This is a genomic window from Curtobacterium sp. KBS0715 (assembly GCF_005938005.2).
In the GTDB taxonomy this organism is placed as follows: domain Bacteria; phylum Actinomycetota; class Actinomycetes; order Actinomycetales; family Microbacteriaceae; genus Curtobacterium; species Curtobacterium flaccumfaciens.
This window is the reverse complement of the sequence record NZ_VCCA02000001.1, coordinates 1,451,195-1,476,709: the sequence shown is the minus strand read 5'-3', so window position 1 is coordinate 1,476,709 and position 25,515 is coordinate 1,451,195. Positions and strand designations below refer to the sequence as shown.

At 69.8% G+C, this 25,515-nt stretch carries 35 protein-coding genes and 1 riboswitch; of the genes, 17 read left to right on the top strand and 18 right to left on the bottom strand.

The window, feature by feature from the left end; all coding sequences use genetic code 11:
• Positions 1–2 precede the first annotated feature (2 nt).
• Complete coding sequence (gcvT, locus tag FFG40_RS07185) at positions 3–1,148, bottom strand: glycine cleavage system aminomethyltransferase GcvT (protein ID WP_138802720.1); 1,146 nt, start codon at positions 1,146–1,148, stop codon at positions 3–5.
• A gap of 151 nt (positions 1,149–1,299) precedes the next feature.
• Positions 1,300–1,420: riboswitch (glycine riboswitch) on the bottom strand.
• A 96-nt stretch (positions 1,421–1,516) separates the two neighbouring features.
• Here gcvT and FFG40_RS07180 point away from each other — a divergent pair.
• The 4 genes from FFG40_RS07180 to FFG40_RS07165 all read left to right on the top strand — a co-directional run bounded on the left by FFG40_RS07180 (position 1,517) and on the right by FFG40_RS07165 (position 3,461).
• Complete coding sequence (locus FFG40_RS07180) at positions 1,517–1,891, top strand: BlaI/MecI/CopY family transcriptional regulator (RefSeq protein ID WP_027464548.1); 375 nt, start codon at positions 1,517–1,519, stop codon at positions 1,889–1,891.
• Positions 1,892–1,904: 13 nt separating this feature from the next.
• Positions 1,905–2,642 (top strand): M48 family metalloprotease, encoded by a 738-nt coding sequence (locus tag FFG40_RS07175; protein ID WP_138802719.1) that lies wholly within the window; start codon positions 1,905–1,907, stop codon positions 2,640–2,642.
• An 85-nt stretch (positions 2,643–2,727) separates the two neighbouring features.
• Positions 2,728–3,210 carry an FBP domain-containing protein gene (locus FFG40_RS17090; protein WP_027464546.1) on the top strand — a complete coding sequence of 161 codons (483 nt, stop codon included), beginning with the start codon at positions 2,728–2,730 and terminating at the stop codon, positions 3,208–3,210.
• Complete coding sequence (locus FFG40_RS07165) at positions 3,207–3,461, top strand: hypothetical protein (protein ID WP_017887084.1); 255 nt, start codon at positions 3,207–3,209, stop codon at positions 3,459–3,461. Before FFG40_RS17090 ends, FFG40_RS07165 begins: the two co-directional genes overlap by 4 nt.
• 46 nt (positions 3,462–3,507) lie before the next feature.
• On the opposite strand, the gene FFG40_RS07160 is transcribed toward FFG40_RS07165, so the two are convergent.
• Positions 3,508–4,392: a LysR substrate-binding domain-containing protein gene (locus tag FFG40_RS07160; protein WP_071404180.1), complete on the bottom strand. Its 885-nt coding sequence runs from the start codon at positions 4,390–4,392 to the stop codon at positions 3,508–3,510.
• A 68-nt stretch (positions 4,393–4,460) separates the two neighbouring features.
• Here FFG40_RS07160 and FFG40_RS07155 point away from each other — a divergent pair, with 68 nt between their 5' ends.
• Entirely contained in the window at positions 4,461–4,949 is a 489-nt protein-coding gene (locus FFG40_RS07155; RefSeq protein ID WP_138802717.1) for a GNAT family N-acetyltransferase, read from the top strand.
• Positions 4,950–5,045: 96 nt separating this feature from the next.
• Positions 5,046–5,231 carry a hypothetical protein gene (locus FFG40_RS07150; protein ID WP_017887087.1) on the top strand — a complete coding sequence of 62 codons (186 nt, stop codon included), beginning with the start codon at positions 5,046–5,048 and terminating at the stop codon, positions 5,229–5,231.
• Between the two features lie 28 nt (positions 5,232–5,259).
• Here the strand turns inward: FFG40_RS07150 and FFG40_RS07145 are convergent, their stop codons facing one another.
• From FFG40_RS07145 to FFG40_RS07135, 3 genes are all read right to left on the bottom strand, one after another.
• Positions 5,260–5,640: a hypothetical protein gene (locus FFG40_RS07145; protein WP_035807565.1), complete on the bottom strand. Its 381-nt coding sequence runs from the start codon at positions 5,638–5,640 to the stop codon at positions 5,260–5,262.
• Positions 5,637–5,780, bottom strand: a complete 144-nt coding sequence (locus FFG40_RS17395; protein WP_395876594.1) for a hypothetical protein — start codon at positions 5,778–5,780, stop codon at positions 5,637–5,639. Before FFG40_RS17395 ends, FFG40_RS07145 begins: the two co-directional genes overlap by 4 nt.
• Before the next feature lie 264 nt (positions 5,781–6,044).
• Positions 6,045–7,232 carry a MalY/PatB family protein gene (locus tag FFG40_RS07135; RefSeq protein ID WP_260678810.1) on the bottom strand — a complete coding sequence of 396 codons (1,188 nt, stop codon included), beginning with the start codon at positions 7,230–7,232 and terminating at the stop codon, positions 6,045–6,047.
• 112 nt (positions 7,233–7,344) lie between these two features.
• Here FFG40_RS07135 and FFG40_RS07130 point away from each other — a divergent pair, with 112 nt between their 5' ends.
• Positions 7,345–8,121: an isocitrate lyase/phosphoenolpyruvate mutase family protein gene (locus FFG40_RS07130; protein WP_138802715.1), complete on the top strand. Its 777-nt coding sequence runs from the start codon at positions 7,345–7,347 to the stop codon at positions 8,119–8,121.
• 83 nt (positions 8,122–8,204) lie between these two features.
• On the opposite strand, the gene FFG40_RS07125 is transcribed toward FFG40_RS07130, so the two are convergent.
• Together FFG40_RS07125 and FFG40_RS07120 are read right to left on the bottom strand one after the other, a co-directional pair.
• Positions 8,205–10,043, bottom strand: coding sequence for an amidase family protein (locus FFG40_RS07125; RefSeq protein ID WP_138802714.1), 1,839 nt, complete (start codon positions 10,041–10,043; stop codon positions 8,205–8,207).
• On the bottom strand, positions 10,040–10,849 hold the full coding sequence (locus FFG40_RS07120; RefSeq protein ID WP_138802713.1) for a hypothetical protein: 810 nt from the start codon (positions 10,847–10,849) through the stop codon (positions 10,040–10,042). The genes FFG40_RS07125 and FFG40_RS07120 overlap by 4 nt, the downstream gene beginning before the upstream one ends.
• Before the next feature lie 139 nt (positions 10,850–10,988).
• On the opposite strand from FFG40_RS07120, the gene FFG40_RS07115 reads away from it, so the two are divergent.
• On the top strand, positions 10,989–11,600 hold the full coding sequence (locus tag FFG40_RS07115) for an HD domain-containing protein (RefSeq protein ID WP_138802712.1): 612 nt from the start codon (positions 10,989–10,991) through the stop codon (positions 11,598–11,600).
• Positions 11,601–11,872: 272 nt separating this feature from the next.
• Positions 11,873–12,160: a hypothetical protein gene (locus tag FFG40_RS07110; RefSeq protein WP_017887091.1), complete on the top strand. Its 288-nt coding sequence runs from the start codon at positions 11,873–11,875 to the stop codon at positions 12,158–12,160.
• An 82-nt stretch (positions 12,161–12,242) separates the two neighbouring features.
• Here FFG40_RS07110 and FFG40_RS07105 read toward each other — a convergent pair whose 3' ends face one another.
• Positions 12,243–12,707: a phage tail protein gene (locus FFG40_RS07105; RefSeq protein WP_138802711.1), complete on the bottom strand. Its 465-nt coding sequence runs from the start codon at positions 12,705–12,707 to the stop codon at positions 12,243–12,245.
• A gap of 86 nt (positions 12,708–12,793) precedes the next feature.
• Between FFG40_RS07105 and FFG40_RS07100 the strand changes: the two genes are divergently transcribed.
• A complete protein-coding gene (locus FFG40_RS07100) occupies positions 12,794–13,273 on the top strand; it encodes an XRE family transcriptional regulator (protein ID WP_260678809.1) in 480 nt (159 codons plus the stop codon).
• A gap of 30 nt (positions 13,274–13,303) precedes the next feature.
• Here FFG40_RS07100 and FFG40_RS07095 read toward each other — a convergent pair whose 3' ends face one another.
• Positions 13,304–13,693, bottom strand: a complete 390-nt coding sequence (locus FFG40_RS07095; RefSeq protein WP_138802709.1) for a DUF2510 domain-containing protein — start codon at positions 13,691–13,693, stop codon at positions 13,304–13,306.
• A 232-nt stretch (positions 13,694–13,925) separates the two neighbouring features.
• Between FFG40_RS07095 and FFG40_RS07090 the strand changes: the two genes are divergently transcribed.
• Positions 13,926–14,195, top strand: coding sequence for a hypothetical protein (locus FFG40_RS07090; protein ID WP_138802708.1), 270 nt, complete (start codon positions 13,926–13,928; stop codon positions 14,193–14,195).
• A 49-nt stretch (positions 14,196–14,244) separates the two neighbouring features.
• Here the strand turns inward: FFG40_RS07090 and FFG40_RS07085 are convergent, their stop codons facing one another.
• Positions 14,245–14,679, bottom strand: coding sequence for a hypothetical protein (locus FFG40_RS07085; RefSeq protein ID WP_143882746.1), 435 nt, complete (start codon positions 14,677–14,679; stop codon positions 14,245–14,247).
• A 391-nt stretch (positions 14,680–15,070) separates the two neighbouring features.
• Between FFG40_RS07085 and FFG40_RS07080 the strand changes: the two genes are divergently transcribed.
• Both FFG40_RS07080 and FFG40_RS07075 read left to right on the top strand, forming a co-directional pair.
• The gene (locus FFG40_RS07080; protein WP_138802706.1) at positions 15,071–15,559 is read left to right on the top strand and encodes a hypothetical protein; all 489 of its coding nucleotides are present in this window, start codon (positions 15,071–15,073) and stop codon (positions 15,557–15,559) included.
• A 73-nt stretch (positions 15,560–15,632) separates the two neighbouring features.
• On the top strand, positions 15,633–15,821 hold the full coding sequence (locus FFG40_RS07075; RefSeq protein ID WP_138802705.1) for a hypothetical protein: 189 nt from the start codon (positions 15,633–15,635) through the stop codon (positions 15,819–15,821).
• A gap of 66 nt (positions 15,822–15,887) precedes the next feature.
• Here the strand turns inward: FFG40_RS07075 and FFG40_RS07070 are convergent, their stop codons facing one another.
• Positions 15,888–16,262 carry a hypothetical protein gene (locus FFG40_RS07070; protein WP_138802704.1) on the bottom strand — a complete coding sequence of 125 codons (375 nt, stop codon included), beginning with the start codon at positions 16,260–16,262 and terminating at the stop codon, positions 15,888–15,890.
• Between the two features lie 104 nt (positions 16,263–16,366).
• Here FFG40_RS07070 and FFG40_RS07065 point away from each other — a divergent pair, with 104 nt between their 5' ends.
• Positions 16,367–16,882: a helix-turn-helix transcriptional regulator gene (locus tag FFG40_RS07065; protein WP_185974124.1), complete on the top strand. Its 516-nt coding sequence runs from the start codon at positions 16,367–16,369 to the stop codon at positions 16,880–16,882.
• 173 nt (positions 16,883–17,055) lie between these two features.
• On the top strand, positions 17,056–17,988 hold the full coding sequence (locus FFG40_RS07060; protein WP_260678808.1) for a site-specific integrase: 933 nt from the start codon (positions 17,056–17,058) through the stop codon (positions 17,986–17,988).
• A 27-nt stretch (positions 17,989–18,015) separates the two neighbouring features.
• Here the strand turns inward: FFG40_RS07060 and ychF are convergent, their stop codons facing one another.
• Genes ychF through FFG40_RS07045 form a run of 3 tightly spaced genes read right to left on the bottom strand, consistent with a single transcriptional unit; the run spans position 18,016 to position 19,924 of the window.
• The gene (gene ychF / locus FFG40_RS07055) at positions 18,016–19,089 is read right to left on the bottom strand and encodes a redox-regulated ATPase YchF (protein ID WP_138802701.1); all 1,074 of its coding nucleotides are present in this window, start codon (positions 19,087–19,089) and stop codon (positions 18,016–18,018) included.
• A 58-nt stretch (positions 19,090–19,147) separates the two neighbouring features.
• A complete protein-coding gene (locus FFG40_RS07050; protein ID WP_138802700.1) occupies positions 19,148–19,357 on the bottom strand; it encodes a hypothetical protein in 210 nt (69 codons plus the stop codon).
• A gap of 9 nt (positions 19,358–19,366) precedes the next feature.
• Positions 19,367–19,924, bottom strand: a complete 558-nt coding sequence (locus tag FFG40_RS07045; RefSeq protein ID WP_138802699.1) for a hypothetical protein — start codon at positions 19,922–19,924, stop codon at positions 19,367–19,369.
• A gap of 44 nt (positions 19,925–19,968) precedes the next feature.
• On the opposite strand from FFG40_RS07045, the gene FFG40_RS07040 reads away from it, so the two are divergent.
• Positions 19,969–20,634, top strand: a complete 666-nt coding sequence (locus FFG40_RS07040; protein ID WP_185974123.1) for an exonuclease domain-containing protein — start codon at positions 19,969–19,971, stop codon at positions 20,632–20,634.
• Positions 20,635–20,737: 103 nt separating this feature from the next.
• Positions 20,738–21,496, top strand: coding sequence for a GntR family transcriptional regulator (locus FFG40_RS07035; RefSeq protein WP_027464530.1), 759 nt, complete (start codon positions 20,738–20,740; stop codon positions 21,494–21,496).
• Between the two features lie 149 nt (positions 21,497–21,645).
• Here the strand turns inward: FFG40_RS07035 and FFG40_RS07030 are convergent, their stop codons facing one another.
• From FFG40_RS07030 to FFG40_RS07015, 4 genes are all read right to left on the bottom strand, one after another.
• Complete coding sequence (locus FFG40_RS07030) at positions 21,646–22,053, bottom strand: tautomerase family protein (protein ID WP_071405737.1); 408 nt, start codon at positions 22,051–22,053, stop codon at positions 21,646–21,648.
• 61 nt (positions 22,054–22,114) lie between these two features.
• Positions 22,115–23,308 carry a Gfo/Idh/MocA family protein gene (locus FFG40_RS07025; RefSeq protein WP_138802698.1) on the bottom strand — a complete coding sequence of 398 codons (1,194 nt, stop codon included), beginning with the start codon at positions 23,306–23,308 and terminating at the stop codon, positions 22,115–22,117.
• A gap of 228 nt (positions 23,309–23,536) precedes the next feature.
• Positions 23,537–24,649: a transaldolase family protein gene (locus tag FFG40_RS07020; protein WP_138802697.1), complete on the bottom strand. Its 1,113-nt coding sequence runs from the start codon at positions 24,647–24,649 to the stop codon at positions 23,537–23,539.
• Positions 24,646–25,515, bottom strand: a complete 870-nt coding sequence (locus FFG40_RS07015) for a sugar phosphate isomerase/epimerase family protein (RefSeq protein ID WP_110864413.1) — start codon at positions 25,513–25,515, stop codon at positions 24,646–24,648. Before FFG40_RS07015 ends, FFG40_RS07020 begins: the two co-directional genes overlap by 4 nt.

Here is a 25,515-nt window from a genome sequence, read left to right as displayed (position 1 = left end):
GGTCAGCCTTTCGAGGCGCGGCGGTAGAAGGGGAACGCGGAGACCGTGCTGGGGACGGCAGTCCCGCGGACGTCGATGTGGAGGACCTGTGCCCCGTCGGACACGGCGGCGAGCGCGGCCGGGTCGACGAAGGCCATCGCGACCGGGTGTCCGAGCGTCGGCGAGAGCGCGCCCGAGGTCACGGTGCCGACGACCGTGCCGTCGAGCACGACGTCGTAGCCGGCTCGGGGAGCACGGCGCCCCTCGGTCACCAGGCCGACGAGCACGCGGGCGTCCGCGGACGGGGTGACGCCGGCCGCACCGACGAAGTCGCCGTCCTTGGCGACGACGCGGCCGAGGCCAGCCTGGGCCGGGCGGACGTCGGTGCCGAGCTCGTGCCCGTACAGGGGCATGCCGGCCTCGAGCCGCAGGGTGTCGCGTGCGGCGAGGCCTGCGGGGACGACCCCGCGGTCGGCACCGGCCTCGAGCAGGGCGTCCCAGAGCACCGGCGCGGTGTCCGGGTCGGTGTAGACCTCGAAGCCGTCCTCGCCGGTGTACCCGGTGCGCGCGACGAGCACGTCGGCACCGTCGAACAGCGCGTGCAGCACCCGGTAGTAGCCGAGTTCGTCGAGCGGGGTCTCGGGCTGCAGACGGTCGGCGACCACGAGGGCGTCGAGCGTGCCGGCCGCCGCCGGTCCCTGCACGGCGACGAGGGCCGTGGTGTCGGAGTCGTCGGAGACCTCGATGTCGAACCCGTCGGCCCGGGCGGTGAGCGCGCTGACGGCCACATCGCGGTTGGAGGCGTTCGCGACGACGAGGAAGACGTCGTCGTCGGTCCGGTACACGACGAGGTCGTCGAGGATCCCGCCGTCCTCGGCGAGCAGCAGCGAGTACTTGGCGCGGCCGATCGGCATCGTGCCGAAGGACCCGGCGAGCGCGTGGTCGAGGAAGGCGACGGCGTCGGTGCCGGTCACCCCGATCTCGGCCATGTGCGACAGGTCGAAGACCCCGGCGGCCTCGCGCACGGCGTGGTGCTCGGCGAGGTCCGACGAGTAGCGCACGGGCATGCGGTACCCGGCGAAGTCGGTGAAGGTCGCACCGGCGGCCTCGTGCACGGCTTCGAGCGGCGACGAACGCTGACCCGGCGTGGGCAGTGGGGACGGACTCATGGCGGAGTTCTCCTGGCATCGGCAGGGCCCGGCGACGATCGCCGGGTGGAACTCCCCCTCTGTCATGGGCCTGAGAGTTTCACCGCGGCCCGTGAGGTCCGGCGGCTTTCACCGTGGGCGAGACGACCGTGCGTCTGCTTTTCAGAGTGGCCTGTCCGCTGCGGTGTGGGACCTGAGAGATTGACGGGGGGATTGCTCCTTCGGTGCCGTGCGTGCGCCCGAGGGCACGACGTACCCGGAGGTACGTGCACGGCGTCTCCCGCGACGGATGAGCGGCCGGTGTGTTCAGTTGTCCGCCCAGAGCATACCGAGACCGCGTTACGAGCGTGTGTCGTGGCCCGGCCTTCGACATCTCGTAGAATGCGGGGATGGCCGGACAACGATCGCGCCCCCGCGGGCAGCTGGAGCAGGCGGTGCTCGACGCACTCCGCTCCGCCGACGCCGGGCTCACCGCTCGCCAGGTGCTCGACGCGTTCCCGGAGCCCCGCCCCGCGCTGACGACCGTCCTCACCGTGCTCGACCGGCTCGGCCGCAAGGGCCAGGTGGAACGGGAACAGCACGACGACGCTCCCCTGACGTTCCGCGCCGTGCACAGTCGCGACGAGCAGACCGCGTCGCTGATGTCGAGCGCGCTGGCCGCGTCCTCCGACCGCGAGGCCGCACTGCTGCAGTTCACCGGCTCGCTCGCCTCGGACGACCTCGAGGCCCTGCGCCGCGCCCTCGACGCCCGCGCCCGCTCCTGACCGGCTGCGCACCGTGGTCGTCGCCGGCATCGCGCTCATCGTCCTCGCACTCGCCGTGGTGGTGTTCGCGCCCCGGGTCCTGACCCGCTCCGCCTGGACGATCGACCTGCCCCGCACTGCGCTGGTCTGCTGGTCGGTCGCGGTCCTGCTCGGCGTCGTCGGCTTCGTGGTCGGCATCACCCTCGTGGTGCTCGCGGACCGTCCGGTCACCGAGCTGTTCGGCGGGGACGGCTCCCCCACGCACGGCTTCAACGTCGGCGTCGCGCTGCTCGGGGTCGTCGCGTTCGTCGTCGCGGTCCGGGTGCGCCCCGGCCCGGAACACGAGGCCGTCCGGCAGGCGATGCGTTCCGGGGTCGCCCCGCACCGCGAGATCGACGGCACCCCCGTCGCCGTCGTCGAGGCCGACCACGCACTGGCGTGCGCCGTGCCGGGGCGCAGCGGCGGCGTCCTCGTCAGCACCGGCTTGGCAGAGCGGTTGCGCACCGACGAACTGGAGGCCGTGGTCGCCCACGAACGTGCCCACCTGACCCAGCACCACGCGGCTGCGGTCGCGGTCGCAGAATCGATCGAACGTGCGGTCCCGTGGGTGCCCGGTGCGCGCGCCATGGCGCGGTCGACGCGCGTGCTCGTGGAGTTCGCCGCGGACGACGCGGCGGCCCGTCGCGTCGGACGCGACGCCCTGCGCCGGGCGGTGCTGGTGGCGGACGGGAGCAGCGCACTCGGCGCGATCCGCGCCTCCAGACTGTCCTGAACGGGGCGATCCGAGACCGCACCGTCGACCACACGGCTGTCGTGACGCACCACGTGTCGGGGGCGAGGCATATGGTGATCGGACCGTGAAGCCACTGACCGAAGCCGACATCCGATCGTCGTTCGTGAACGCCACCCCCGACGAACTCGCACAGCTGCCCATCCCGGGCCTGCACGAGACACTCTGGGACGAACGCGAGTTCCTGGGCTGGCGCGACCCGCAGGCCGCCCGCCGCGGGTACATCGTGTCCTGGATCGACGAGCGCCCCGTGGGCATCGTCGTCCGGTCCGCCGGTGGCTCGCTGCGCCCCGGCATCGCCGCGATGTGCTCGTTCTGCCACTCGCCGCAGCCCGCGACCCAGGTCCGGCTGTTCTCCGCCGCGCGTGCCGGTGAGTCGGGGCGCAACGGCAACACGATCGGCACGTACATCTGCGAAGACCTCGGGTGCCCGATGCTGATCCGCACCGCACCCCCGCACCTGAACCCGCCGGCGACCATCGCCATGCGTGGCGCCTCCCTGCTGCAGCGCGTGCAGAACTTCACCGCGGACATCACCAAGACGGCGTGAGCCGGTTCGGCACCGCCCGCTGGGCCGTGGTCGAGGAACTCGGCGACGGCCGGTGGCGGTTGACGCTGCGGGACGAGGCCGACGACGAACTCGGCGCGTTCGGCCTGGGCGTCGAGGGGCCGTGGGACCCCGACGTCGAGCCGCACGTCGGGTTCGTGCTGGTCCAGCTCGGCTTGACGCTGCGCGGCGCTCGGCCGTGGCGCATCGACGAACTCGGCGACCACCGGGCGCCCGTCCTGTCGCTCGGCTGAGCGAGGACGCCCGAGCGGCGTCCGCTGGCGCAGCCGGTCCGCTCGGTCAGTCCGCGGCGACGAAGTTGCGCAGGATCTCGCGGTCGTCGTCGGCGCGCATCGCCCAGGCGAGCTCGCTGCGGTGGTCGCTGCCCTCGAGGGGCAGGAGCGCCACCGTGTCGGGTGCGGCGAGCGCGGCGCTCTCCGGCACCACCGTGACACCGAGGCCCACCCCGACCAGGTGCAGCACGGTCGCCCAGGTCGTGGCCTCCTGCACGATGACGGGACGGCGGCCACCGGCGGTGACCGGTGCGAGGTTGCGCTCGGTCGCCAGGGCCCCGGCGACCGCCGGAAAGAACACGAACGGCTCGTCGACCAGCTCGGTGCCGCGGATGCGATCCCGATCCGCCAGCCGGTGGCCGCGCGGGACAGCGGCGACGAAGGCCTCGGACCGGAACGGCAGCAGCCGCACGGCGGGGTCCGGGTCGGCATCGCGGACGACGGCGAGGTCGAGCTCGCCGCGGACGATCCGGGCGAGCAGGGTCGACGAGTACCCCTCGGTCAGTTCCACCCGGACCAGCGGGTAGCGCTCCCGGAACGCCTGCACGCGTTCGATCGGACCGAGGGGCAGCGCGGAGACGACGAACCCGACGTCGAGCCGACCGACCTCGCCCCGACCGACCCGCACCGTCTCGTCGAGGTCCCGTCGCACCTGCCCGAGCAGCGATCGCGCACGCCCCTGCAGCACCCGGCCGGCGGCGGTCAGGGCCACACTGCGGCTGGTCCGGACGAACAGGTCGACCCCGAGCGCGCGTTCGGTCCGCCGGATCTGCTGGGACAGCGCGGGCTGGGCGATCCGAAGCTGCTCGGCAGCACGGCCGAAGTGCAGCTCGTCGGCGACGGCCAGGAACGCCCGCAGCTGCCGGAGGTCGACGTCCGGTTCTCGATCCATGCACACAGGGTATCGATCAGCGCGAACGAGTATTGGACGTGACTGCATCATCGCCCGAGGATGGGTGCATGCCCGAAGCGACCTCCACCGTCACCATCGCCGATCTCGCCACCCCCGCGGACGCCGAGGCGTTCCGCACGCTCAACGAGGCGTGGATCACCCGGTACTTCACCCTCGAGGACGAGGACCGCGTGTTCCTCTCCGACCCCGCCGGCCGCGTCGTGGAGCGGGGTGGGGCCGTCCTGGTCGCCCGGCTCGACGACCAGGTCATCGGGTGCATCGGGGTCGTGCCCACCACCCCCGGAGTGTTCGAGCTCGTGAAGATGGCCGTCTCCCCCGACCACCAGGGGCACGGCACCGGGCGGAGGCTCATCACCGCGGCGCTCGACCGGGCACGCGAACTCGGTGCACACCGCATCGACCTGGAGAGCAACGCGCAGCTCACCAGCGCCGTGCACCTGTACGAGGCGTTCGGCTTCCGGCACCTGCGCGAGGACGAGGTCGCCCCGAGCCCCTACGTGCGGGCCGACGTGCACATGACCCTCGACCTGCACTGACCCTCGACCTGCACTGACGTTCGACCTGCACTGACGTTCGACCTGCACTGACGTTCGACCTGCACTGACGGCGCACCGTCCCGGTACGCTCGCGGCATGGCGACGTACGAGGTGCAGGCGGTCCGCGAGGCCGGCGCGTGGCAGGTCTTCATCGACGGCTTCATGGTGACCGAGGTGTCCCGGTGGCCGTCCGTCGGGTTCGTGGCCCGCGAGCTCCTCGCGATGGACCGCGACGACGACCTGCGCATCCGCGTCGTCGGCCGCAACCAGTACGTGGCCTGATCGCAGCGGAGCTCGATGACCCGGGCGGTCAGCGAGCGGCGGCGACCAGCTGTTGTGCTCGCTGGTGCGAGACGTGCAGCAGCGGTCCGATCTCACGCACCGTGAGCCCGCACTCGTGCAGCACCAGCGCCGCGGCGGCGGTCTCCTTCGCTGCCTCGACGCGTGCGCGCTCGGACTCCTCGCGGAGGGCGACCGCACGGTCCAGGTGCGCCTGCGCCGCTTCGGGCATCGCCACCTCGACGACGAGTTCGAAGGACTCCGGATCGCGGTCGTCGTTCATCAACGAGAGCCAGTCGCGAGCCATCAGCTCGATCTCGCGTTCGCGCTTCGCCTGCGTCCGGATGACGCCGTCGATCCAGATCACCCAGTACTTCTTGCCGCGCTCCGCGCGCACCGTGTGTCGGCTCATCGTCGCCCATCTCCTCGTCGGTCGCAGTCACGGAGGATGCCGCGCGCCGTCATCTCCTCCACCTCTCGGTGTCTCGGAACGACGACCGTGTTCCGACCGAAGCGGAACAGGTCGTGGCTCCCGCCGTGGCGGTGGAACACGAACTCGACGTCGTTCTCGGCAGCCTTCCGAGCGAGCCGGCGGAGCAACTCCGTGCGCTTCACCGTAGCTGCCAAACCACGACTAGGCAACCCTGCCTAGTTTGATTGGACAGTGGCGGATCGGATCTCGGCATGGACCGACCGTGGCGGTTCGCGGAGCGCGGTTCGGGAGGGCCACCGTGATCTGTGGGCAGGGATCAGCCAGGTCGAGTTGTGGAGGACGAGCCTCCCACCCGCGTCGACGGCACGCGTCAGTGGCGCAGGTCACGCGACGTGCCAGACCAGCCCCTCCTGCGCGCTCGACGGGTACGCCGCGGCGATCCGGAACACGGCCTCACGCAGGGTCTCCGGTGAGCACGCCAGGTTGAGCCGGACGAACCCGCGCCCCTCGGACCCGAACCCCAGCCCGGAGTTGAGCGCGACGTACGCGTGCTCCCGCAGCGGCACCGCGGGGTCGTCGCCGAGGCCGATGCCGCGGAAGTCGAGCCACGCCAGGTACCCGGCGCGCGGCCGCGTGTAGACGACCCCGGGCAGGTGCTCGACGAGCAGCTTGGCGAGCAGCCGGTCGTTCGCCACGATGCGCGCCACGACGTCGTCGAGCCAGTCCGTCGCCAGGGTGAACGCCGCCAGGTTCGCGTGCAGCCCGAGGATGCTCGTGCGGCAGGCGACCTCCTCCCACAGGGTGTCGAGGAGCGCGGCGGTCCGGGGATCGCCGGCGACGATGACCGAGCACTTCACGCCGGCGAGGTTCCACCCCTTGCTCGCCGAGGTCACGCACACGCTTCGGGCACCGAGCGGCTCGGCGACGGCGGCGAACGGGGTGAACTGCACGCCGGGGTGCGTCAGCGGCGCGTGGATCTCGTCGCTGATGACGAGGACGTCGTACTTCGCGGCCAGTTCGGCGATCGCGACGAGGTCGGCCCGGTCGTGGACCAGTCCGACGGGGTTGTGCGGGTTGCAGAGCAGGAAGACACCGACCCCGTCGGCGAACGCCCGCTCGAGACCCTCGAGGTCGAGCCGGTACTGCCCCCACTGCTCGAGCAGCGGGACCTCCTCGACCTGACATCGAGCCTCTTCGACGAGCTCGAAGAACGGCGGGTACACCGGCGGCGTGATCGCGACGCGGCCGCCGTCGGGCAGCGCGAGCCGCAGCGACTCGACGATCCCGACGCTGACGTCGGTGGCCAGGTGGATCCGCGACGGATCGATCTCCCAGCCCCAGCGGTCCAGCGCGAACTGCGCGAAGGCGGGAGCGAGCGGCCCGGGGCCGTCGAGGTACCCGAGGTCGGACTGCGAGACCCGCTCGATCAGGGCCTGCCGGATCGCCGGCGCGACGTCGTGGTCCATCTCGGCGACGAACAGGGGCAGCACGTCGGGCGCGTACCGCGTCCACTTGATGCTCGTCCGGACCCCGCGGAGCGTACCGACCGGGTCCTGCTCGTCGCTCGCCATGCGTCCCAGCATGCCCCTGCCGGGAGGCCCGGCGCGACTCCCGACGTCATCCCGCGTCGTCTTCGGGTGGGCTCGCGGCCGGGGGCCGCCCCGTCGGCCTACTGTCGGCAGCATGAGCACGAGCACCGCCGACAAGGCCGTCACCCTCAAGCAGCTGCACGAAGCCCCCGAGATCCTGCGCGTCGTGAACGTGTGGGACGCGATCACCGCGAAGGTCGTCAGCGACCTGCCCGGCACGAAGGCGATCGCCACCGCCGGGCATTCGATCGCCGCGTCGTACGGGTACGAGGACGGCGGCATGCCCCTCGACCTCGCCCTGTCCGGGGCAGCGATCGTCGCCGCCGCCACGGACCTGCCGGTCACCGCCGACCTGGACGACGGCTACGAGGACCCCGCCGAGACGATCCGCCGCGCCATCGGCTCGGGCATCGTCGGCGCCAACGTCGAGGACCGCCTGCGGCCCTTCGACGAGGCCGTCGCCCGCGTCGCCGCGATCACCGCTGCGGCGCAGGCCGAGGGCGTCGACTTCCAGCTGAACGCCCGCACCGACGCGATCGTGCGCGGCGGCGAGCGCCCGATCGACGAGAGCATCGAGGACGCGATCGCCCGCGGCAAGGCGTTCCTGGACAACGGTGCCGCCCTGGTCTTCGTGCCCGGCGCGATCGAGCGTTCCGTGGTCGAGCGACTCGTCGCCGGTCTGGGCCGCGGCAAGCTCTCGGTCATCGGCCTGCCCGGTGCCCTGCCCGCCGCGGAGTACGAGGCGCTCGGCGTCGCCCGCATCTCGTACGGCCCGCTCACGCAGCGCGTCGCGCTACGGGCACTCCGCGACCTGGCGACCGACCTGTACGCGGACGGCGTCGTGCCGGAGGACACCCCGACCCTGAACTGAGCCCAGTGCAGACGGGAGGCCCGGTGCCAGCTGGCACCGGGCCTCCCGTCCATCACATGGTCGCGTCACGCGGCCCGCTCAGCTCAACCGAGCGCCGGGTACAGCGCGGGCGCGGTGCGCGCGTGCGTCTCCTGCTCGAAGGCGTAGCCAAGGCCGATGACCGTGCCCTCGTCGAACGAGCGGCCGAGGAACTCCAGGTTCACGCCGGCACCGGTGATCGTGTTGTCGGCAGCGGTCGCCTGGCCCATCGGGACGGTGATCGCCGGCATGCCGGTGTTCGGGCTGAGGCGCATGTTCGTCGACTGCGTGCCGTACGGCGTGCCCGACGGGTAGACGAGCGCGTCGAGGTCCTGGTCGTCGAGCATCTGCGTCACGAGCTGCTTGCCGGTGGCGAGCTGCGTCGTGTGCGACCCCGTCGGTCCGGCCCACGCCTGGTACTGCGCGTCGGTGATCAGGTCGCGCGACTGGTAGGTGCTCTTGCGGCTCGGCACGTACTCGCCCGAGGCCAGGATGCCCTGCAGCGAGCGCGCGGTCACGTCGGGGTCGAGGTGCTTCGTCACGTACTCGTCCAGGTCGTGCTTGAACTCGTTCGTGCTGCCGCTGCCCTCGGACAGGACACGGTTGAAGGCCGTCGTCGCCGTGATCGGGACGACGGTGGCTCCGGCGGCCTCGAGCTTCGCGACGGAGGCGTCGAACAGGCGCTTCGTCGTGGCGTTCGTGCCGACCATGCTCGTCACGTAGCCGATGCGGGCGCCCCGCAGGGAGTCGGCGTCGAGCGACGACGTGTACGACGTCGGCACCTTGCCGGCCTGCGCACTCGTCGCCGGGTCGGCCGCATCCACGCCGGTGACGGCATCGAGCGCGACCGCGGCGTCCGTCACCGAGCGGGTGATCGGACCGCCGGTGTCCTGCGACAGGGCGAGCGGGATGATCCCGTCGCGGCTGGTCAGGCCGACCGTCGGCCGGATGCCGACGAGCTGGTTGTACGTCGACGGCACGCGGATCGAGCCGCCGGTGTCGGTGCCGAAGCCGATCCCGGCGAGGTTCGCGGAGATCGCCGCGCCGGTGCCGCCGCTCGAGCCACCGGCCGTCTGCGCCGTGTTGTACGGGCTGGCGACCAGGAGCGACGAGCCGGCGGACTGGTTCGACGAGAACTCGGAGACGAAGCCGAAGGCGAACTCGTCGAGGCTGGCCTTCGCCAGGATCACGGCGCCGGCGTCGCGCAGGCCGGTGACCATGGCGGCGTCGGTGTCGGTCTGGTTGTCGTCCCAGCAGCCGCAGCCGCCGGTGGTCGGCATGTCCTTCGTGTCGTAGTTGTCCTTCACCGCGATCGGGACGCCGAGCAGCATGCTCGTCATCCCGTGCTCGGCGCGCTCGGTGTCCGCGGTCTTCGCGGCGGCCAGGGCGTCGGCGCTGGTGGTGACGATCGAGTTGAGCGGGCGCCCGGTCGACGCGGTGTCGACCTTCGCGCGGTCGTAGGCGGCGATGCGGTCGAGGTAGTCCTCGGTGATCGCGACCGACGTGGTGACCCCGGCGTTCATCGCGGCCTGCATGTCGACGGTCGACGCCTCGACGAGCTGGAACGGGCCGTCGTCGTAGATCATCCGCTGGGACAACCCGGCCAGGTCGGCGACGCTGATGGTGCCGTCGGCGTCGGTGTCCGCGGCGCTGACCGCCGCCCAGTCGGTGCTCGCGGTCGTCGCACCGAGGTGGTCGGTGAGCACGGCGAGGTCGGCCTTCGTCACCTGGTCGTCGCCGGTCAGGTCGAGGTCCGTGTAGTACGGCGCGAGCATGGCGGCGGGGCTGGCGTCGACGGCCGCGGGTGCGGCGGCGGCGGTGATCGCGGGGGTCGCGGTCAGGACGGTGCCGACGAGGGCGATGAGTGCGGCGCCGGCGACGGCGGTGCGCTTCGTGGCGGTCATGCGGAGGCTCCGGTGCGGTCGCGGCGGGCACGACGGGCCCGCAGGGTGATCAGGGTGCCGCCGGCCGCGAGCAGGGCGATGGACGCGGCGATCCACGGCGCGACGTCGGCACCGGTCCAGGCGAGGTCGCCTCCGGCCGGACGGTCGTCCCCGCCGGCTCCTGCCCCGGCGGTGGCGCCGTCGGTCGGATCGGCGCCCGGTGCCGTCGGGTCGCCGGGGCCAGCGGGGGCACCCGTTCCGCCACCGTCGCCGGGCGGCGTGGTCGCACCCGGCGTCGGCGTGGCCGTCGGGGCGGTGGTCGCGGCCGCGGCGACCACGACGGTGGTGCTCGCCGGGGCGTCGAGGGTCGTCGACGTGCCGTCGGAGCCGACGAGGGTGATGCTCGTGACGTCGAGGTCGACGCTGCCGACCGCCGTCGGGGTCAGCGAGATCGAGGTGGCCAGGTCGCCGTCGAGTGCCGGTGAGGTGCCGAGGCGGGTGTGCACGATCGTCAGGGCCTCGCCGTCCTGCTCGACGCTGTCGAAGCCACCGTCCGGGCCGGTGACGCTGTCGTCCCGGTACTGCACCGAGTCGGCCTCGAGCGTGATCTCGTACGCGTAGACGTCGGCGGTGTCCGGGATCGTCAGGTCGACGTCGAACGCCGTGCCGACGGTCACGGTGGCCGGGGCGTCGATGGTGGCGGTGGTCGCGGTGGGTGCTGCCTGGGCCGGAGCGGCCGTCAGGACGGCGAGGCCGAACGCCCCGGCGGCGACGAGCGTCGAGGAGACGATCGTCGCGCGGGGGCGCAGCCGTGGTCGGTGCTGCATGGGCGCAGTTCCTTCGGGTGGGGTGGAGGGGTGCTGAGCGGGTACTCAGTGAACCGAAAGCTAACGGGGCGCTGTTTCCGGTTCTGGCCCGGCACGTTTCCGCCCCGTTACGGCTCGTTCCTGCCGCTACTGTCGTGCCATGTCGGTCGACGTCGATGCCCTGCTCACCCCGCCCTCCCCCGTTGCTGCGCGCGCACTGGAGGTCGTGCGGGCATGGTCCGAACCCGCCCTCGTGCACCACTGCCTGCGCTCGTGGGCCTGGGCGGTCCTGCTCGCCCCGACGGTCGACCTCGAACCGGACCCCGAGCTGCTCTTCGTCGCGACGATGCTCCACGACCTCGGCGTGACCCCGTCGTTCGACGCCCACGGGGTGCCCTTCGAGGACGCCGGCGGCGCGGTCGGTTCGGTCTTCGCGCTCGGTGCCGGGTGGGACGCCGTGCGAGCCCGTCGGGTCGGGGAGATCATCGAGCGGCACATGTGGCGGTCCGTCGACCCGGAGCTCGACGCCGAGGGGCACCTGCTCGAGGTCGCGACCTCGCTCGACGTCTCCGGAGTGGGCTTCGACAGGTGGTCGCCGGACGACCTGCGGGACGTCACGGCCGCGCTGCCCCGTCTGGACTTCTCGGCGTCGTTCGACGGGCTGATCCGCGAGCAGGCTTCGCGCAAGCCCTCCTCGGCCGCGGCTCGCCTCGACGGCTCGGGCAACGTGGCCGCCGGTGGAGACCGTTGGACGGCGTTCCTGGCGTCCTGACGCTCGGTCCGGTCGCTCGCTGGACTTCTCGGCGGGGTGGGCGTATAGTCTCTGGTTGGTGCACTGCAGCGAACCCATCTGACTCGCGCACACCAACCTCTCGACACCGACTCACCCGAGTCGCATTCCACTCGAGACACCGCTCGATCCGAACGGACGAGCTGCACGTTGAAACTCGACGTGCGCGCCCCGCACTCGATGCGTCGCGCTGGACTGAGACGTCCGCCGACACCGAGTCGCCCTGGCGCCGAATGACCAGGAAGTACAGCACCATGACCAGCAACGAACGAATCACCGTGTTCGGGACCGCACTCGCGGCCCCGACGATCACCCCCGACCGCATCGCCGAGTTCCCGGTGCGCGACGACCGCTCGCAGCGCGAGTACCTCGTGCGCATCGCGGCCGACGACCTGGGGACCTTCGTCACCCGGGGCACCCGGCTCGACGCCGTCGGCGAGGCCGGCTGGACCGTCCCGGGCCGCTCCTGGGCGGGCGAGGCCAGCCGAACCCTGCTGCAGGCACAGTCCGTGCAGGCGGGCGAGATGGCCCTCGCGGCCTAGGTCCCACCAGCCCCACCACGAAGCGCCGCCGAGTCCACTCGGCGGCGCTTCGTCGTTCCCGGGGCAGCCCCGGTGCGACGCGTCAGTACTCGCCCTTGATCACGAAGAACGAGCCGCGGATCGTGCCCGCGAGCTTCGAACGCTGCCGGGCGAACTTGAACTTTTCGGCGAGCTCCTCCGGCACTTCCATGCCGTCGGAGAGCTTGAACCCGACCGCTCGCTTGCCGTACGGTTCGAGTGTGTAGAGCACGTTGATCGCCAGGCCGGACTCGTAGAAGACGTAGGTCCAGCGGACGCCGTCGATCACTGCTTCGGTGGCCTCGAGTGGCGGGGACGCAATCACGAGCCCCCGCTCCTCCACGAGCACGCGGGCGACGTACTCGACCAGCTCGGGAGCCTCGGCGGCAGGACGTGTGGTGAAGTCGTGGTCGTACTTGTTCTTGAAGTAACGGGCTTCGTTCGCACGGAGGCCGGCGAGCGCGTCCACCACCGGTGATGTCTCGAGCCCCACCGTGGAGACGTTCACGAAGTCGACGACGTACGGCATGGGGCCTCCTCGGGTACTCGGACGGTCTGAATCTAGCCCCGCGGAGTTGTCCCCATCGCGACGCGATCGCCCTAAAGTCGATGAACGTGGAGGAAGTGACGACGCGACTCGACAACGCCGCGGAACTGATCCGTGCTGCGCGTGAGGACATCGGCTTCTCGCGGGCTGACCTCGCCGAAGCTGCCGGTATGGAGCTGCCGGAGATGGCTGACCACGAGAGCGGACTGACGCGACCCGACCCGGAGTCCCTCGAGCGCATCCTCAGCGCTGCCCGCACCCGACCGAGCATTCCGCTCGCGGTCTACGCCGACGCGATCCTCGACCAGGCGCGACGGTTCCACCTCGACAACGTCCGCGTCTTCGGATCAGCGCTCCGAGGCCAGGACACCGAACACAGCGACATCGACCTCTTGGTCAGCCCGAGGCCCGCGGCTTCGCTGTTCGACTTGGGCGGGTTCGCTTACGAGGTCGAGCGCCTCACCGGGTTCGATGTCGACATCCTCACCGACGACCTCGAAGACGACGAGCACTTCGCCCACGTCCTCACCGAAGCCGTGCCACTTTGACCCTGCGCGGCGTCTGCCGCGCCCAGCGAATCAGTTGATGCGTTCGAACACCATGGTGGCTTGCACCCGGTCCCCGCCGCCGAAACCCGTGCTCCCCGAGGAAGCCGTCGTGATCGTGTGCAGCCGGTACCCGAGCGCAGCCTGCGCGTTGATCGCCTTCTCGAGTTCAGTGAGGTTGCCCGAACCCGTCCCGAAGAACTTCTCCTTGAGCACCACCTGCAGCACGACGTAACTCATGCCGTTCTGTGCCGGACGCGGCTGACCACCCGAAGCGGCTTCCGCCTGGATGCGGCCGATCACTCCACCGACCCCCGACGCCGCGGGCGCCTGCTGCTGCACCTGCTCCGTCCACGCGGAACCGTCCCACCACCGCATGGTGCCGGAGCCGTCGTCGTACCACCCTGCCTGTGCGTTCGTCATGCGCTCATCCTGGCGCACGACGAACCACGTGGGCAGGTCAGTTGTTGAAGCGGAACTAGCGCGTGGTGGTTGGAGGGCAGCGTCAGGCGTTGAGAACCGCAGAAACAAGCGGGACACGTGATTGGGGGCAGTCACCCCGATCTGCCGCCATTCGTCGCTTTTGCGGACTAGCTGCGGACTGGTCACGTCTTCACGGCAGTAGCTCGAGGCGTCGTGCGCATACTGTGGCGCTGTGGCTGACGACATCGAAACCATCATCCGCCGTGTCGTCCGTGAGGAGCTCGACCGATCGCGCCCCGACGCTGACCCACAGGCTGAGCCGAAGCGGGCGTACACCGTGCAGGGCATGTCTAAGGCGTACGAGGTCAGCGTCTCGTACCTCCGAAACGAGATCGCTATCGGGAAGCTGCGACCCAAGTACCTCGGACGCAAGCCGCTTATCGGCATCGAAGCGGCGGACCGCTGGTTCGCGGCACTACCCTCCGACCGGCCAACCGCTTGAAGTCGGCTGCCCGAGCACCGGCGCGCTGAGGAAGGGCGTCGATCCTGCGCTATGGCTTCTTGTTCGATGGCGGGTTGTAGATGGTGGAGAAGCCAGCGACGGTGAAGATGACGAGCGTCACGGCCAAGAGGCTCAGAAGCGTCACTCCGATCCAAGCCCAGGGGTCGCGGCCGTGCTCGCTGGCGAAGGTCGTAAGCCAGAACGTAGCGCCAGCAGTGACGACAGCAAGAATGACGGCGACGGCGAGGTTTCCGCCGTTGACGCGGCGACGTGAACGAGCAAGTTCCCTGTCCTTGAGCACGCCAATCTCCTCGACGAGCAAGCCCTCCATCGCGTCGGAGGCCTTCGTGAATCCGTCGAGAACCTTCAAGATCTCCGCGTGATGCTTCACGCGTCGGGATAGCCGAGTGTCGCCGCCACCCCGGAACAGCCCGATGAGGACGCTGACCAAGGGAACTGCGATGACCGCAATCGTTTGCCACACCCGATCAGTATGCCGTTTGAGAGCCCGCTGACGGTGGTTCCCGCCACGATCACCCCATGGGTAAGCGTCGCCGTGATCGTTGGGTTCCGGGTGAGCCGTTCAGCGTCCCTCGGGAGGCCCGTGGCGAGGCCGTGAAGGAGCTGGAACCGCCGCGGCCTGTCCGGTCCTGGGTACAGCTACCCGACAGGCTCATACGCGTTGAGGCGACAGCGCTGGCGATGACCCCTGATGCAGTGTTGGTCGAGTGGGGCGACCGGTCAACTCGACAGTCAGCGTGGGTTTGGCGACGAGCGGTTCGGCACCGAAGCCCCCTCAATCAGGAGAGCGCAACTCGATGGGCTACCCCATAGGCTCCTGTCAATTGCTGTTCTTCCGAGAATTGGGGACCTACATGAACATGCACGAACTTCGCGGAGCGATCACCGACACCTACGACGAGCACTGGCACCTCGTCCAAGACGGGCCGTTCTTCCATGACAGGGTCGAAGACGACACGGTTCAAGCCCACCGCAAGCGGGCCGTCCTGCATTCGGACATCAACATCGCCATCGAGTGGGGCATGGCGGTTGACGATGACGCCGACGCTGCGCTTGACGACTACGACTGGGCATCCCGCGCCCGCCTCTCGGATCCCAAAGTTCACGAGATCTGGGTCGATGTGTTCTATCAAGGAGATCTCGTCGACCGTGTAACCCTGCTTGACGTAGACGGGCACCGTGCCTACCTGCCGGTCCCGGAGCACATCGGTGGCACCTGGGTAACGCGATCGTGGGGGCGCGTGCTGGGCAGGCTCGTAACCGACCTTAGCGAGCGTTGGGGATCAGGCGATCGGTACGACGACTACCTCGCGAAGCTTTCTATGGACCACAGCACGTACTGACGCATAAGACGCAGTGTCGATTTGTCGGACCGGCTCGATAGTGTCGCCACCACAGGCCGACCAAGGAGACACGGTGAAGTACATCTACAAGCTGAACACGCAGTTCGACGGTGTGAATAAGTTCGACGTGGAAGCGGACAACTACTCGCTCGACGGCGAGTACTTCCACTTCACGGAGAGCACTGGGACGACGTCGCGAAGAGTCGCGTCGGTTAGGGCGTCAGAAGTCTTCAACATCGAACGGACCGAGAAGGCGAAGTAGTTCGCGTGGTGGGCCAGGTTGGAGACGACCTGGCCCACCCGCTTTCCCTGCTGCAGGTGCAGGGAGTCAGCGTCCGCCGCGGATCTTCGTCCGGTAGGCGAACATCATCTCGTCAACCACCTTCGCGGGGTCGGTCGTACCGGCGAACGTGTTGTTGAACGACACCGAGCTGGGGCCTGAATCACCACTCCACCCCGGGAACGAGAACACAGGCGAGGCGGGTTGTGTCACCGGGACGTTGAAGCCGCCGTCTGCAAACGCCTGCAGCCGCCGACCGGTTTCCTCCCAGATCGCCAGGGAACGAGTGCGCTTCGACGGCGCGAGCGGGATGTACGCCTCACCGCCTGTCTCGGGTTCCGCCCACACGCGCATCGCTCCGGCCGGCGCGAACTGAGCGACGTGGTTCTCGTTCAGTCCGCCGTCGGCGTAGAAGTCCAGCACCGAACCATCACGGTTGTACGCAGCCTTCGCTGACCCCGGTGCCGTACCAGCCTTGATTGCCTCAGTAAGCAGATGACAACGAAGGCCTGACCCATGAGGAGCGGGTGTTCGCTCGCGAGGTTCGAGCGCACCGAGAAAGGCTCGGCCTCAGCCAGGCGGAACTTCTCGCGAAGCTGCACAGCGAAGGTCTGGTCTACATGAACCAGACGGCGCTCTCCCGCCTCGAGAACGGGACGCGGCCAGCGCGCATGATCGAAGCGATGAAGCTGGCGAAGCTGTTTGGGGTCCCGATTAGCGCCCTTACGAACCCCGACACGCGCGACGTCTTCCTTGACGCGGGCTGCGCGCTACACCGCCGGGCACTCGATCAGAGGCGACAGATTCTGACTGAATTGAAGGACTTGGCACAGCTCACCGACGACGCAGCAGCAGCGCTCGAGGGGCTGGAAAGCCTGTGGAATCTCGACGATGAGGACAACGAGCACGTCGCCCGGATCACGATGGTCAAGAAGCAGCTCCATTACGTCGCAAGCGGGCACGCACTTGAAGACGTGAAACAGTTCGTTGATCGCTACGTGGAGGGCGAACGCGACATTACTTCTCCTCGTTTCGGCCAATGAGCAGCGTCCGGCAGCGACCGAACGGTAAGTGGCGAGCGCGGTACCGGGACGACGAGGGGCGGGAGCACTCTCGACACTTCGACCGGAAGCGTGACGGCCAAGACTGGCTGAACGAAGTCGCCGCACGCCGGCACACGGGCACGTACGTTGCCCCGTCACGGTCCACAACGACATTGGCGAGCTACTACGCCGACTGGTCTCCCAGGCAGATCTGGGAGCCGACGACGCAGGTCGCGATGGACCTCGCCGTGACGAAGTGCGCATTTCTGGAAGTGCCGTTCGGGAAGCTGCGGCGATCCCACGTCGAGGCATGGGTGAAGTCCATGTCCGACGACCTCCAGCCATCGACCAAGCACACGCGGGTCAACAACGTTCGTGCGGCCCTGCGTGCCGCCGTGCGGGATCGCTACCTGGCCGAGGACCCCGCAGAGGGCGTCGTACTCCCTCGGCGTAGACGTGCCGACCAAGCAATGCGCCTACCCACGCCCGAAGAGGTGCGGGCCGTGATCGACGCGGCCGAGCCGTGGTTCAAGACGTACGTTCGTCTCGCTGCGTTCGCTGGCCTTCGGCTCGGTGAGGCCTCCGGAGTGCAGGCCGACGACGTTGCGTGGCTTGAGCGGACCCTGCGGGTGCGCCGACAGGTTCAGCGCGGCACCGGCGGTGAGACGGTTCGCATCTCCGCGCCGAAGTACGGATCCGAGAGGACGGTGCCAATCCCTGACGAGCTCACTCGCCATCTGTCCTGGCACGTGTCCGAGGTGGGCGTGCGCGGCGATGAGCGGTGGCTGTTCGTCGGCCCGGGTGGGCAGCCGCCCCACGGGAACACGATCTACTACCACTGGACGAAGACGATTGCAGCGGCCGGCGTGGAGCCGTTCAAGTTGCACGATTGCCGGCACTTCTTCGCATCAGGCCTGATTGCCGCGGGATGCGATGTCGTCACGGTGCAGCGGGCGCTCGGTCACCGGTCCGCATCGGTGACGCTGAACACCTACAGCCACCTGTGGCCGAACGCCGACGACCGCACCCGGTCCGCAACCGCGGGACTCATGCGGCAGGTTTCGGGCGATTCTGCGGACTCTTTGCGGGCTGCGGCGGACGAATAGGCCGGGATCGTCGTCGTTCCGGGCCCGCTAGTTGTTGAAGCGGAACTCCACCACGTCGCCGTCCTGCATGACGTAGTCCTTGCCCTCAATGCGGGCCTTGCCGGCAGCGCGGGCCTCGGCGATCGAGCCAGTCGCGACCAGGTCGTCGAACGAGATGACCTCGGCCTTGATGAAGCCCTTCTCGAAGTCGGTGTGGATGACGCCGGCAGCCTGGGGAGCCTTCCACCCCTTGCCGATCGTCCACGCACGGGCTTCCTTCGGACCGGCCGTCAGGTAGGTCTGCAGTCCGAGGGTGTCGAACCCGATGCGGGCGAGCTGGTCGAGGCCCGACTCGGTCTGACCGGTCGACTCGAGCAGTTCGGCGGCGTCAGCCGGGTCGAGGTCGATGAGCTCCGACTCGACCTGGGCGTCGAGGAACACGGCCTGCGCCGGGGCGACGAGCGCGGCCAGTTCGGCCTTGCGCGACTCGTCGGTCAGGATCGCCTCGTCGACGTTGAAGACGAAGATGAAGGGCTTGGCGCTGAGCAGGCCGAGCTCGGCGATCGGCGTCAGGTCGATCTTGGTGGCGGACAGCAGGGTGCCCTGCTCGAGCGCGGCACGGGCCTCGCGAGCGGTCTCGAGCACGATCGGCTCGGTCTGCTTGAGCTTCACGGTCTTCTCGTACCGCGGGAGCGCCTTGTCGATGGTCTCCATGTCGGCGAGGATCAGCTCGGTGTTGATGACCTCGAGGTCGTCCTTCGGGGAGACCTTGTTCGCGACGTGCACGACGTCGTCGTCGGTGAAGCCGCGGACGACCTGTGCGATGGCGTCGGCCTCGCGGATGTTGGCGAGGAACTTGTTGCCCAGGCCTTCGCCCTCGCTCGCGCCCTTGACGATGCCCGCGATGTCGACGAACGACACCGGCGCCGGCACGGTCTTCTCCGAGTGGAAGAGCTCAGCGAGCTGGTCGAGCCGCGAGTCGGGCAGGTTCACCACCCCGACGTTCGGCTCGATCGTCGCGAACGGGTAGTTCGCGGCGAGGACCTGGTTCTTGGTCAGGGCGTTGAACAGGGTCGACTTGCCGACGTTCGGGAGACCGACGATTCCGATGGTGAGAGCCACGGAAGAAGAGCCTACCGGCGGCGGCCTGTCGGAGCCGACCCGGGCCTCCAGTCCGTCGTCAGTACAGGGGACGCGACGCGCCCAGCGTGACCAGCCACAGGATCGCGACGAGCAGGCCGTGCGCCGATCCCGTCACCACGATCGCGACGGCGGCGCCGGCCGCGACCAGCGCGGCGGCCAACCCGACGGCACGCCGCGTGGTGTGCGGCGATGCGTCGACGGGCTCCGCCTGTGCCAGCAGCTCGTCCATGTCCTGCGGATCCCCCATGCGCCGAACCTAGTCCGTCGTCATCGGCGTCCGCAGGGCCGTGATGCGCCGCTCGATGACGTCGAAGACGTCGGCCTGCAGCCGCTGCGATCGCCGCCAGTCCCCCGGCACCTGGAGCGAGTGGTCGGCACGGTCGACGGTCTGGAGGCGCGCAGCAGTCCCCGAGACCCGCTCGGGCCGCCACAGGGTGTCGTCGCCACCCCCGATCGCCTCGTGCGCGTCAGTGGCGGCGGCGAGCGCGGTGGCCACGTCGTCGTGTGTCAGCACCGGGGTGAGCCAGACGCCGGGCACCTCGTGGCGGATCGCCCACGGCAGGGCGAAGCAGCCGAACGACTTCGCGACGACGAGGTCGGGCAGCCGGTTTCCCATCGCCGCGGCGACAGCGGTCTCGACGAACCCGACCGGATCGGCACCGGCAGCGTCGTCGACGTGCCAGCGTGGCGCGACGACCTCGCACCCGGCCGCGGCGGCGATGTCGCTCGTCCACCACAGCAGCGGCGCCTGCTGCCCGTAGCCGGCACCGGCGAGCACCAGGACGAGCGGACGGCGGTCGGCCTCGTTCCCCATGCGCCGAGAGTAGCCACACGCAACGCCGACGGGAACGGAGGGCGATGTCGGCACCCCGTGCGACGATCGGGACCGTGCCGTTGAACTTCACCGCGATCGACTTCGAGACCGCCAACAGCTCGCCCGCCAGCGCCTGCTCCGTCGGGCTCGTGAAGGTCCGAGCCGGCCGTGTCGTCGATCGGGCGTCGTGGTTCATCCGCCCGCCGTTCGGGCACGACGCGTTCCTGGAGTGGAACACGCGGATCCACGGCATCGTCGCCGAGGACGTGACGCACGCCAAGACGTGGGAGCAGCAGTACCCCGACCTGGTGGCCTTCGCCGAGGGCGACGTCCTGGTGGCCCACAACGCCCGCTTCGACATGGGCGTCATCGCCGGCGGGTGCTCCGCGACGGGGATCGACCTGGCCGAGCACCACTCGCTGTGCTCCCTGGCGGTGGCCCGCAAGACCTACACGCTCGACTCGTACCGCCTGCCGGTCGCCGCGATGGCCGCCGGGTTCCATGGCTTCCAGCACCACGACGCCGCCGCCGACGCCGAGGCCTGCGCCGCGATCGTCGTGCACGCTGCCGGGCACCACGGGGTCGAGACGGTCGAGGCGCTCGGCGCGGTGACCCGGGTGACGATCGCCCCGGTCCGTGCGCGTGCCGAGAAGCCGAAGGCCGCGAACCAGCCGCGACTGTCGAACCGGCCGATGGTGTTCGCCGACTGACGAAATCCGCTGCGCGCGGCCGGGGTGCCACATCCCCGGTGGTATTGTCACGACAATGCCGTCGGCACCGACGCCGGCATCTCCGCACGTGTGAAGGACCGCGATGACCAACGAAGGCCAGCTGCCGTCCGACCTGTTCATGGACCTGGACCGGTCGGGTCCCATGCCCCTCTACTTCCAGGTTGCCTCGCGCATCGAGGAGTCGATCCGATCCGGCGCGATGCCGCCAGGGGCCCGGCTCGAGAACGAGATCGCCCTCGGTGAGCGTCTCGGTCTGTCGCGGCCGACGATTCGGCGCGCGATCCAGGACCTCGTCGACAAGGGTCTGCTCGTGCGCCGCCGCGGTATCGGGACCCAGGTCGTGCACGGGCCGGTGACCCGCAAGGTCGAGTTGACGAGCCTGTACGACGACCTGGCGCAGGGTTCGCAGGCTCCGGCGACGAAGCTCCTGCAGCGCAACGACGTCCCCGCGTCCGACGAGGTCGCCGCGGCACTGAGCATCGAGCCCGGCACGACCGTCGCGCACATCCGGCGGGTGCGGTTCGCCGAGGACGTCCCGATGGCGATCCTCGAGAACTACCTGCCGCCGGAGTTCCTCGACCTGACCGACGAGGACCTGCAGGCGTACGGGCTGTACCAGCTGCTGCGCGGCCGGGGCGTCACGATGCGGGTGGCGAAGCAGCGGATCGGGGCCCGTGCGGTCACCGACGAAGAGGCCGGCCTGCTCGAGATCGAGGACGGCGACCCGGTGCTCACGATGAGCCGCACCGCGTACGACGCCTCGGGCCGTGCGGTCGAGTACGGCGTGCACTGCTACCGCCCGGACCGGTACTCGTTCGAGGTCACGCTCGTCGACAAGTAGGCCGCTCGGTGAGGGGTCACGACACGCTGTCGGTGATGCCCCGAGTGGTCACGAACGGTCGCCCGGAGGCCCGGCAACCGACAGTTCGTGACCACTCGGCGGACCTGAGCGGGGTGTCGTGACCGCACCGCGCCCGCAACCGCACCACTTCACCCGAGCGCGGGCACCCCGAGCTCACCCGTGACGTACTGGGCACGCCCGAAGCCGAACGACCAGTCCTGCGGCCCGTTCTCGACGTAGCCGATGAAGACGTCCTCGGACGCGACACCGATCGCCGCGAGGGCGTCGTGGATCGCCCGGTACAGCGCCGCCTTCGCCTCGTCGGTCCGCCCGCGCTGCGTGAACACCTGGATGACGATGACACCCTCGGTGCGCTCGAACCCCAGGCCGGCGTCCTCGGCGATGATCTGCTGCGCGGGGTGCTCGGTGATCACCTGGAACCGGTCCCGCACCGGGATCCCGTACACGTCGACGATGGCCTGGTGGATGGCGTCGGCGATGCCACGGACGGCCTCCGGCGTGCGGCCGGTGGCGAGGTCGATACGGACGAGCGGCATGGTGCCTCCTGGTTGCTCGGACTTTGTCCTTACATACTAACAAGCAACAACGACCGGGTGTCTACAACTTCGGCGTCGGCGCCCCGTACGTCAGCGGCCCGTCGACACGAGCGACGTCGTGCCACGAACCGTCGACCAGCGAGGCCTCCGCGGCCTCGACGATCGACGCGGCAGCCAGCCCGTCGGCGACCGAGGGCGCGAGCTGCTCCCCGCGCTGCACGCTCGCGATGAACTGCGCCGCCTCGATCGTCTTCAGGTCGTCGTAGCCCATCGCCGTGCCGGCACCCGGCTGGAACCGACCGAACTCCCCGTCTCCGGGAGCGACGTAGTGCGTCGCGTACCCGTCGACCTCCTGGCCGTCCAGGTACACCTCGAGCTCGTTGAGGCGCTGGAAGTCCCACCGGACCGAACCGCGGGTGCCGTAGATCTCGAGCGTGTACTCAGCGTGCGGCCCACGCATGACCCGACTCGAGTCCATCGTGCCGACCGCACCGTCCTCGAACCGGAACAGCAGCGCGGCGTAGTCCTCGTTCTCGACAGCACCGAGCTCGCCGGCCGCCGCGGCGCTGCGGTCGACGATGCCGGCGGCCGGGCGGGGCCGCGACTCGATGAACGTCTCGGCGAGCGCACTGACCGAGGCGATCCTTCCGACCACGTACTGCGCCAGGTCGAGTCCGTGCGACAGCAGGTCGCCGAGCACACCCGATCCGGCACGCTCACGCTCGAAGCGCCAGGTCAGCGGGGCCGCCGGGTCGGACGAGTAGTCGGCGAGCAACGAGCCGCGCACGTTCGTGATCCGGCCGAGCCGTCCACTCCGGACGAGTTCACGGGCACGCTCGATCGCCGGGGCGTGCCGGTAGTTGAAACCGACGCTCGTGATGACTCCGGCGCGCTGCACCGCCTGGTGGATGGACCGCGAGTCGCTGGCGTACCGACCCATCGGCTTCTCGATCCAGAACGGCTTGCCCGCCTCGGCCGCGGCGACGGCCATCTCGCGGTGCAGGAAGTTCGGCGAACAGATCGACACGACGTCGACCGCCGGGTCGGCGAGGACCTCGTGGTAGCCGGCGACGGCCCGCTCGTACCCGAGCCGCGTCACCGCCTGGTCACGGGCCGCCTCGATCGGGTCGGCCGCGACGACGAGCCGCGGCTGGACGCCGAGCTCCGGGAAGTGGTCCGGCAACGCTCGGTAGGCACGCGAGTGCAACCGCCCCATCCAGCCGACCGAGATCAGCCCGACGCCGATGCTGTCCATGGAGAACTCCTTCGTTCAGGTGCGCGCATTGGAGCGCGACAACGAGCGTAGCCGATGCGGCGGACTTTGTCAGCACATGACGCACCGCCTGGAGGCCCGGTGCCGGTCTCGGGGACCGGCACCGGGCCTCCAGGCTGGTGCGTCAGCGCGCGGGGCGCGACCCGTGGTTTCGACCGCGGATCGCGCCGCGCATCGGATCGCGTCGCAGATCGCGTCTCAGATCGCGTCTCAGATCGCGGGGACGATGATGTCGCGGACCAGGGCGTCGAGCTTCGCGTCGGCGTCCAGGAACTGCCGGAGCGTCGTCACGGTCGCGCCGAAGCGGTCGAACTCGTCGATCGTCATGCCGTCCACGTCGTAGCCGCGGGCGAACTCGGGCGTCGCGGCCCGGAGCGCCTCGATGACGTGCACGGGGACCTCGTCGTCGATGGCGTGCGGACGGAACGGGAACGCGTTGTCGTTGATGTCCTTCGTCCACTGGAACGGCGGCGACACCACCAGGTCGCCGCCCTGGAACTCCGACCACTGCAGTGCGTTCCGGAACGCGGCGACCAGCACGCGTGAGCGGAACCCACGCTCCTGGAAGACGCGGTAGGCGTTCTTCACCGCGGCGACACCGGCCCACTCGAGGATGCCCGGGTCCACCATCACGTGGTCGCGCTTGACGACGGTCTTCAGCCAGTCGTCGAAGCGGCCGGCCATCAGGGTGACGACGTGGCCGAACTCCTGGTCGGGCAGGCCCTCGGCAGCACGGCGGTCGAGTGCCCGTTCGATGGCCTCGCCCACGGCGACGACCTGCGGCACGGTGAAGGACACCGTGGCGTTGATCGAGACCCCGCGGTAGGCGGCTTCCTCGATCGCGGCGATGCCGACCTTCGTGGCGGGGATCTTCACGATGATGTTCGGCGCGAGCTGCGAGAACCGGACGGCCTGCTCGACGAGCGCGTCGGCGTCGCGGTGGAACCGGGGGTCGGTCTGCATCGACAGTCGACCGTTGCGGCCGCCGGATGCCTCGAACGCGGGCAGCAGCTGCGCCGCGGCGGCGATGGAGAGCTCCTCGACGGCCTTCCAGCCGATCCAGGACTCCCCCGCCGTCGGGTGCTCCTCGGCGATCTCGCGGATGCGCGGGACCCAGGTCTCCGGGTCCTGCTGGATGCAGGTGTACGCGATCACCGGGTTGCAGGTCGCGCCGACGGCACCGTACTCGTGGATGGCGGTCGACAGTTCGCGCGGGTCGGCGGAGTCGTTCCACAGGGCGGTCGGGGTCTGCTCCGCGGCCTGCAGGGTGACGGGACGGGAGTCGGCGTCGGTGGACGCCTGCGTCTCGAGGGTGGTGGTCATCGGTGGAGTCCCTTCGTGATCGTGTCGAGTTGGAACCGCGACACCGCGTCGGCGTTCTCGTCCTCCGCGAAGACGCTCGAGACCGCGACGGTGTCCTCGCGCGCCGAGAAACCGACCCGGTCGAGTGCCGCCCAGAAGGCGTCGAAGTCGACGTCCGCCTGGCCGACCGGCAGGTGCTGGTGCACCCGGACCGGGTTGCCGGGCGGGTTCGTGATGTAGCGCAGGCCGTGCGATCGGCGGTGGTCGTACGCGTCGGCGACGTGGACCAGCTGCAGCGAGTCACCGGCGGCGTCGATGATCTCGTCCATGTTGCCGCCGTAGTGGAACGTGTGGCAGGCGACGTAGACGAAGCCGACGTGCTTCGAGTTCAGGCCGCGGATCACCCGGAGCGCCTCGAGCCCGTCCTCGACGAAGTCGTCGGGGTGCGGGTCGATGAGCACACGGATGCCGGCGTCCTCGATGATCGGCAGCAGTTCCTCCATCGACCGGTAGAACTGGTCCTCGGACTCCTCGGCGCGCTCGGGGCGGCCGGAGAACTCCGTGTTGATGGTGTCCACGCCGAGGCGCTTCGTGATCTCGATGACCCGCTTCCACTTCCGCACCGCAGCCTGACGGGCGTCCTCGTCCGGGCCGGACCAGCGCAGCACCGGCAGGACGCTCGCCACCTGGACACCGGCGTCACGGCACGCCGCGGCGAACGCGTCGACCAGGTCGTCGTCGGCCTTCGGGTGCCGGTAGAAGGGGATGAAGTCCTTGTGCGGCGTGAGCTGCAGGTACTCGTAGCCGAGCTCCGCGACCTTGCGCGGGAACTCGAGCAGCGACAGGTCGTGGTGGAACGGGGTCGGGTCGAGCGCGATCTTCGGCAT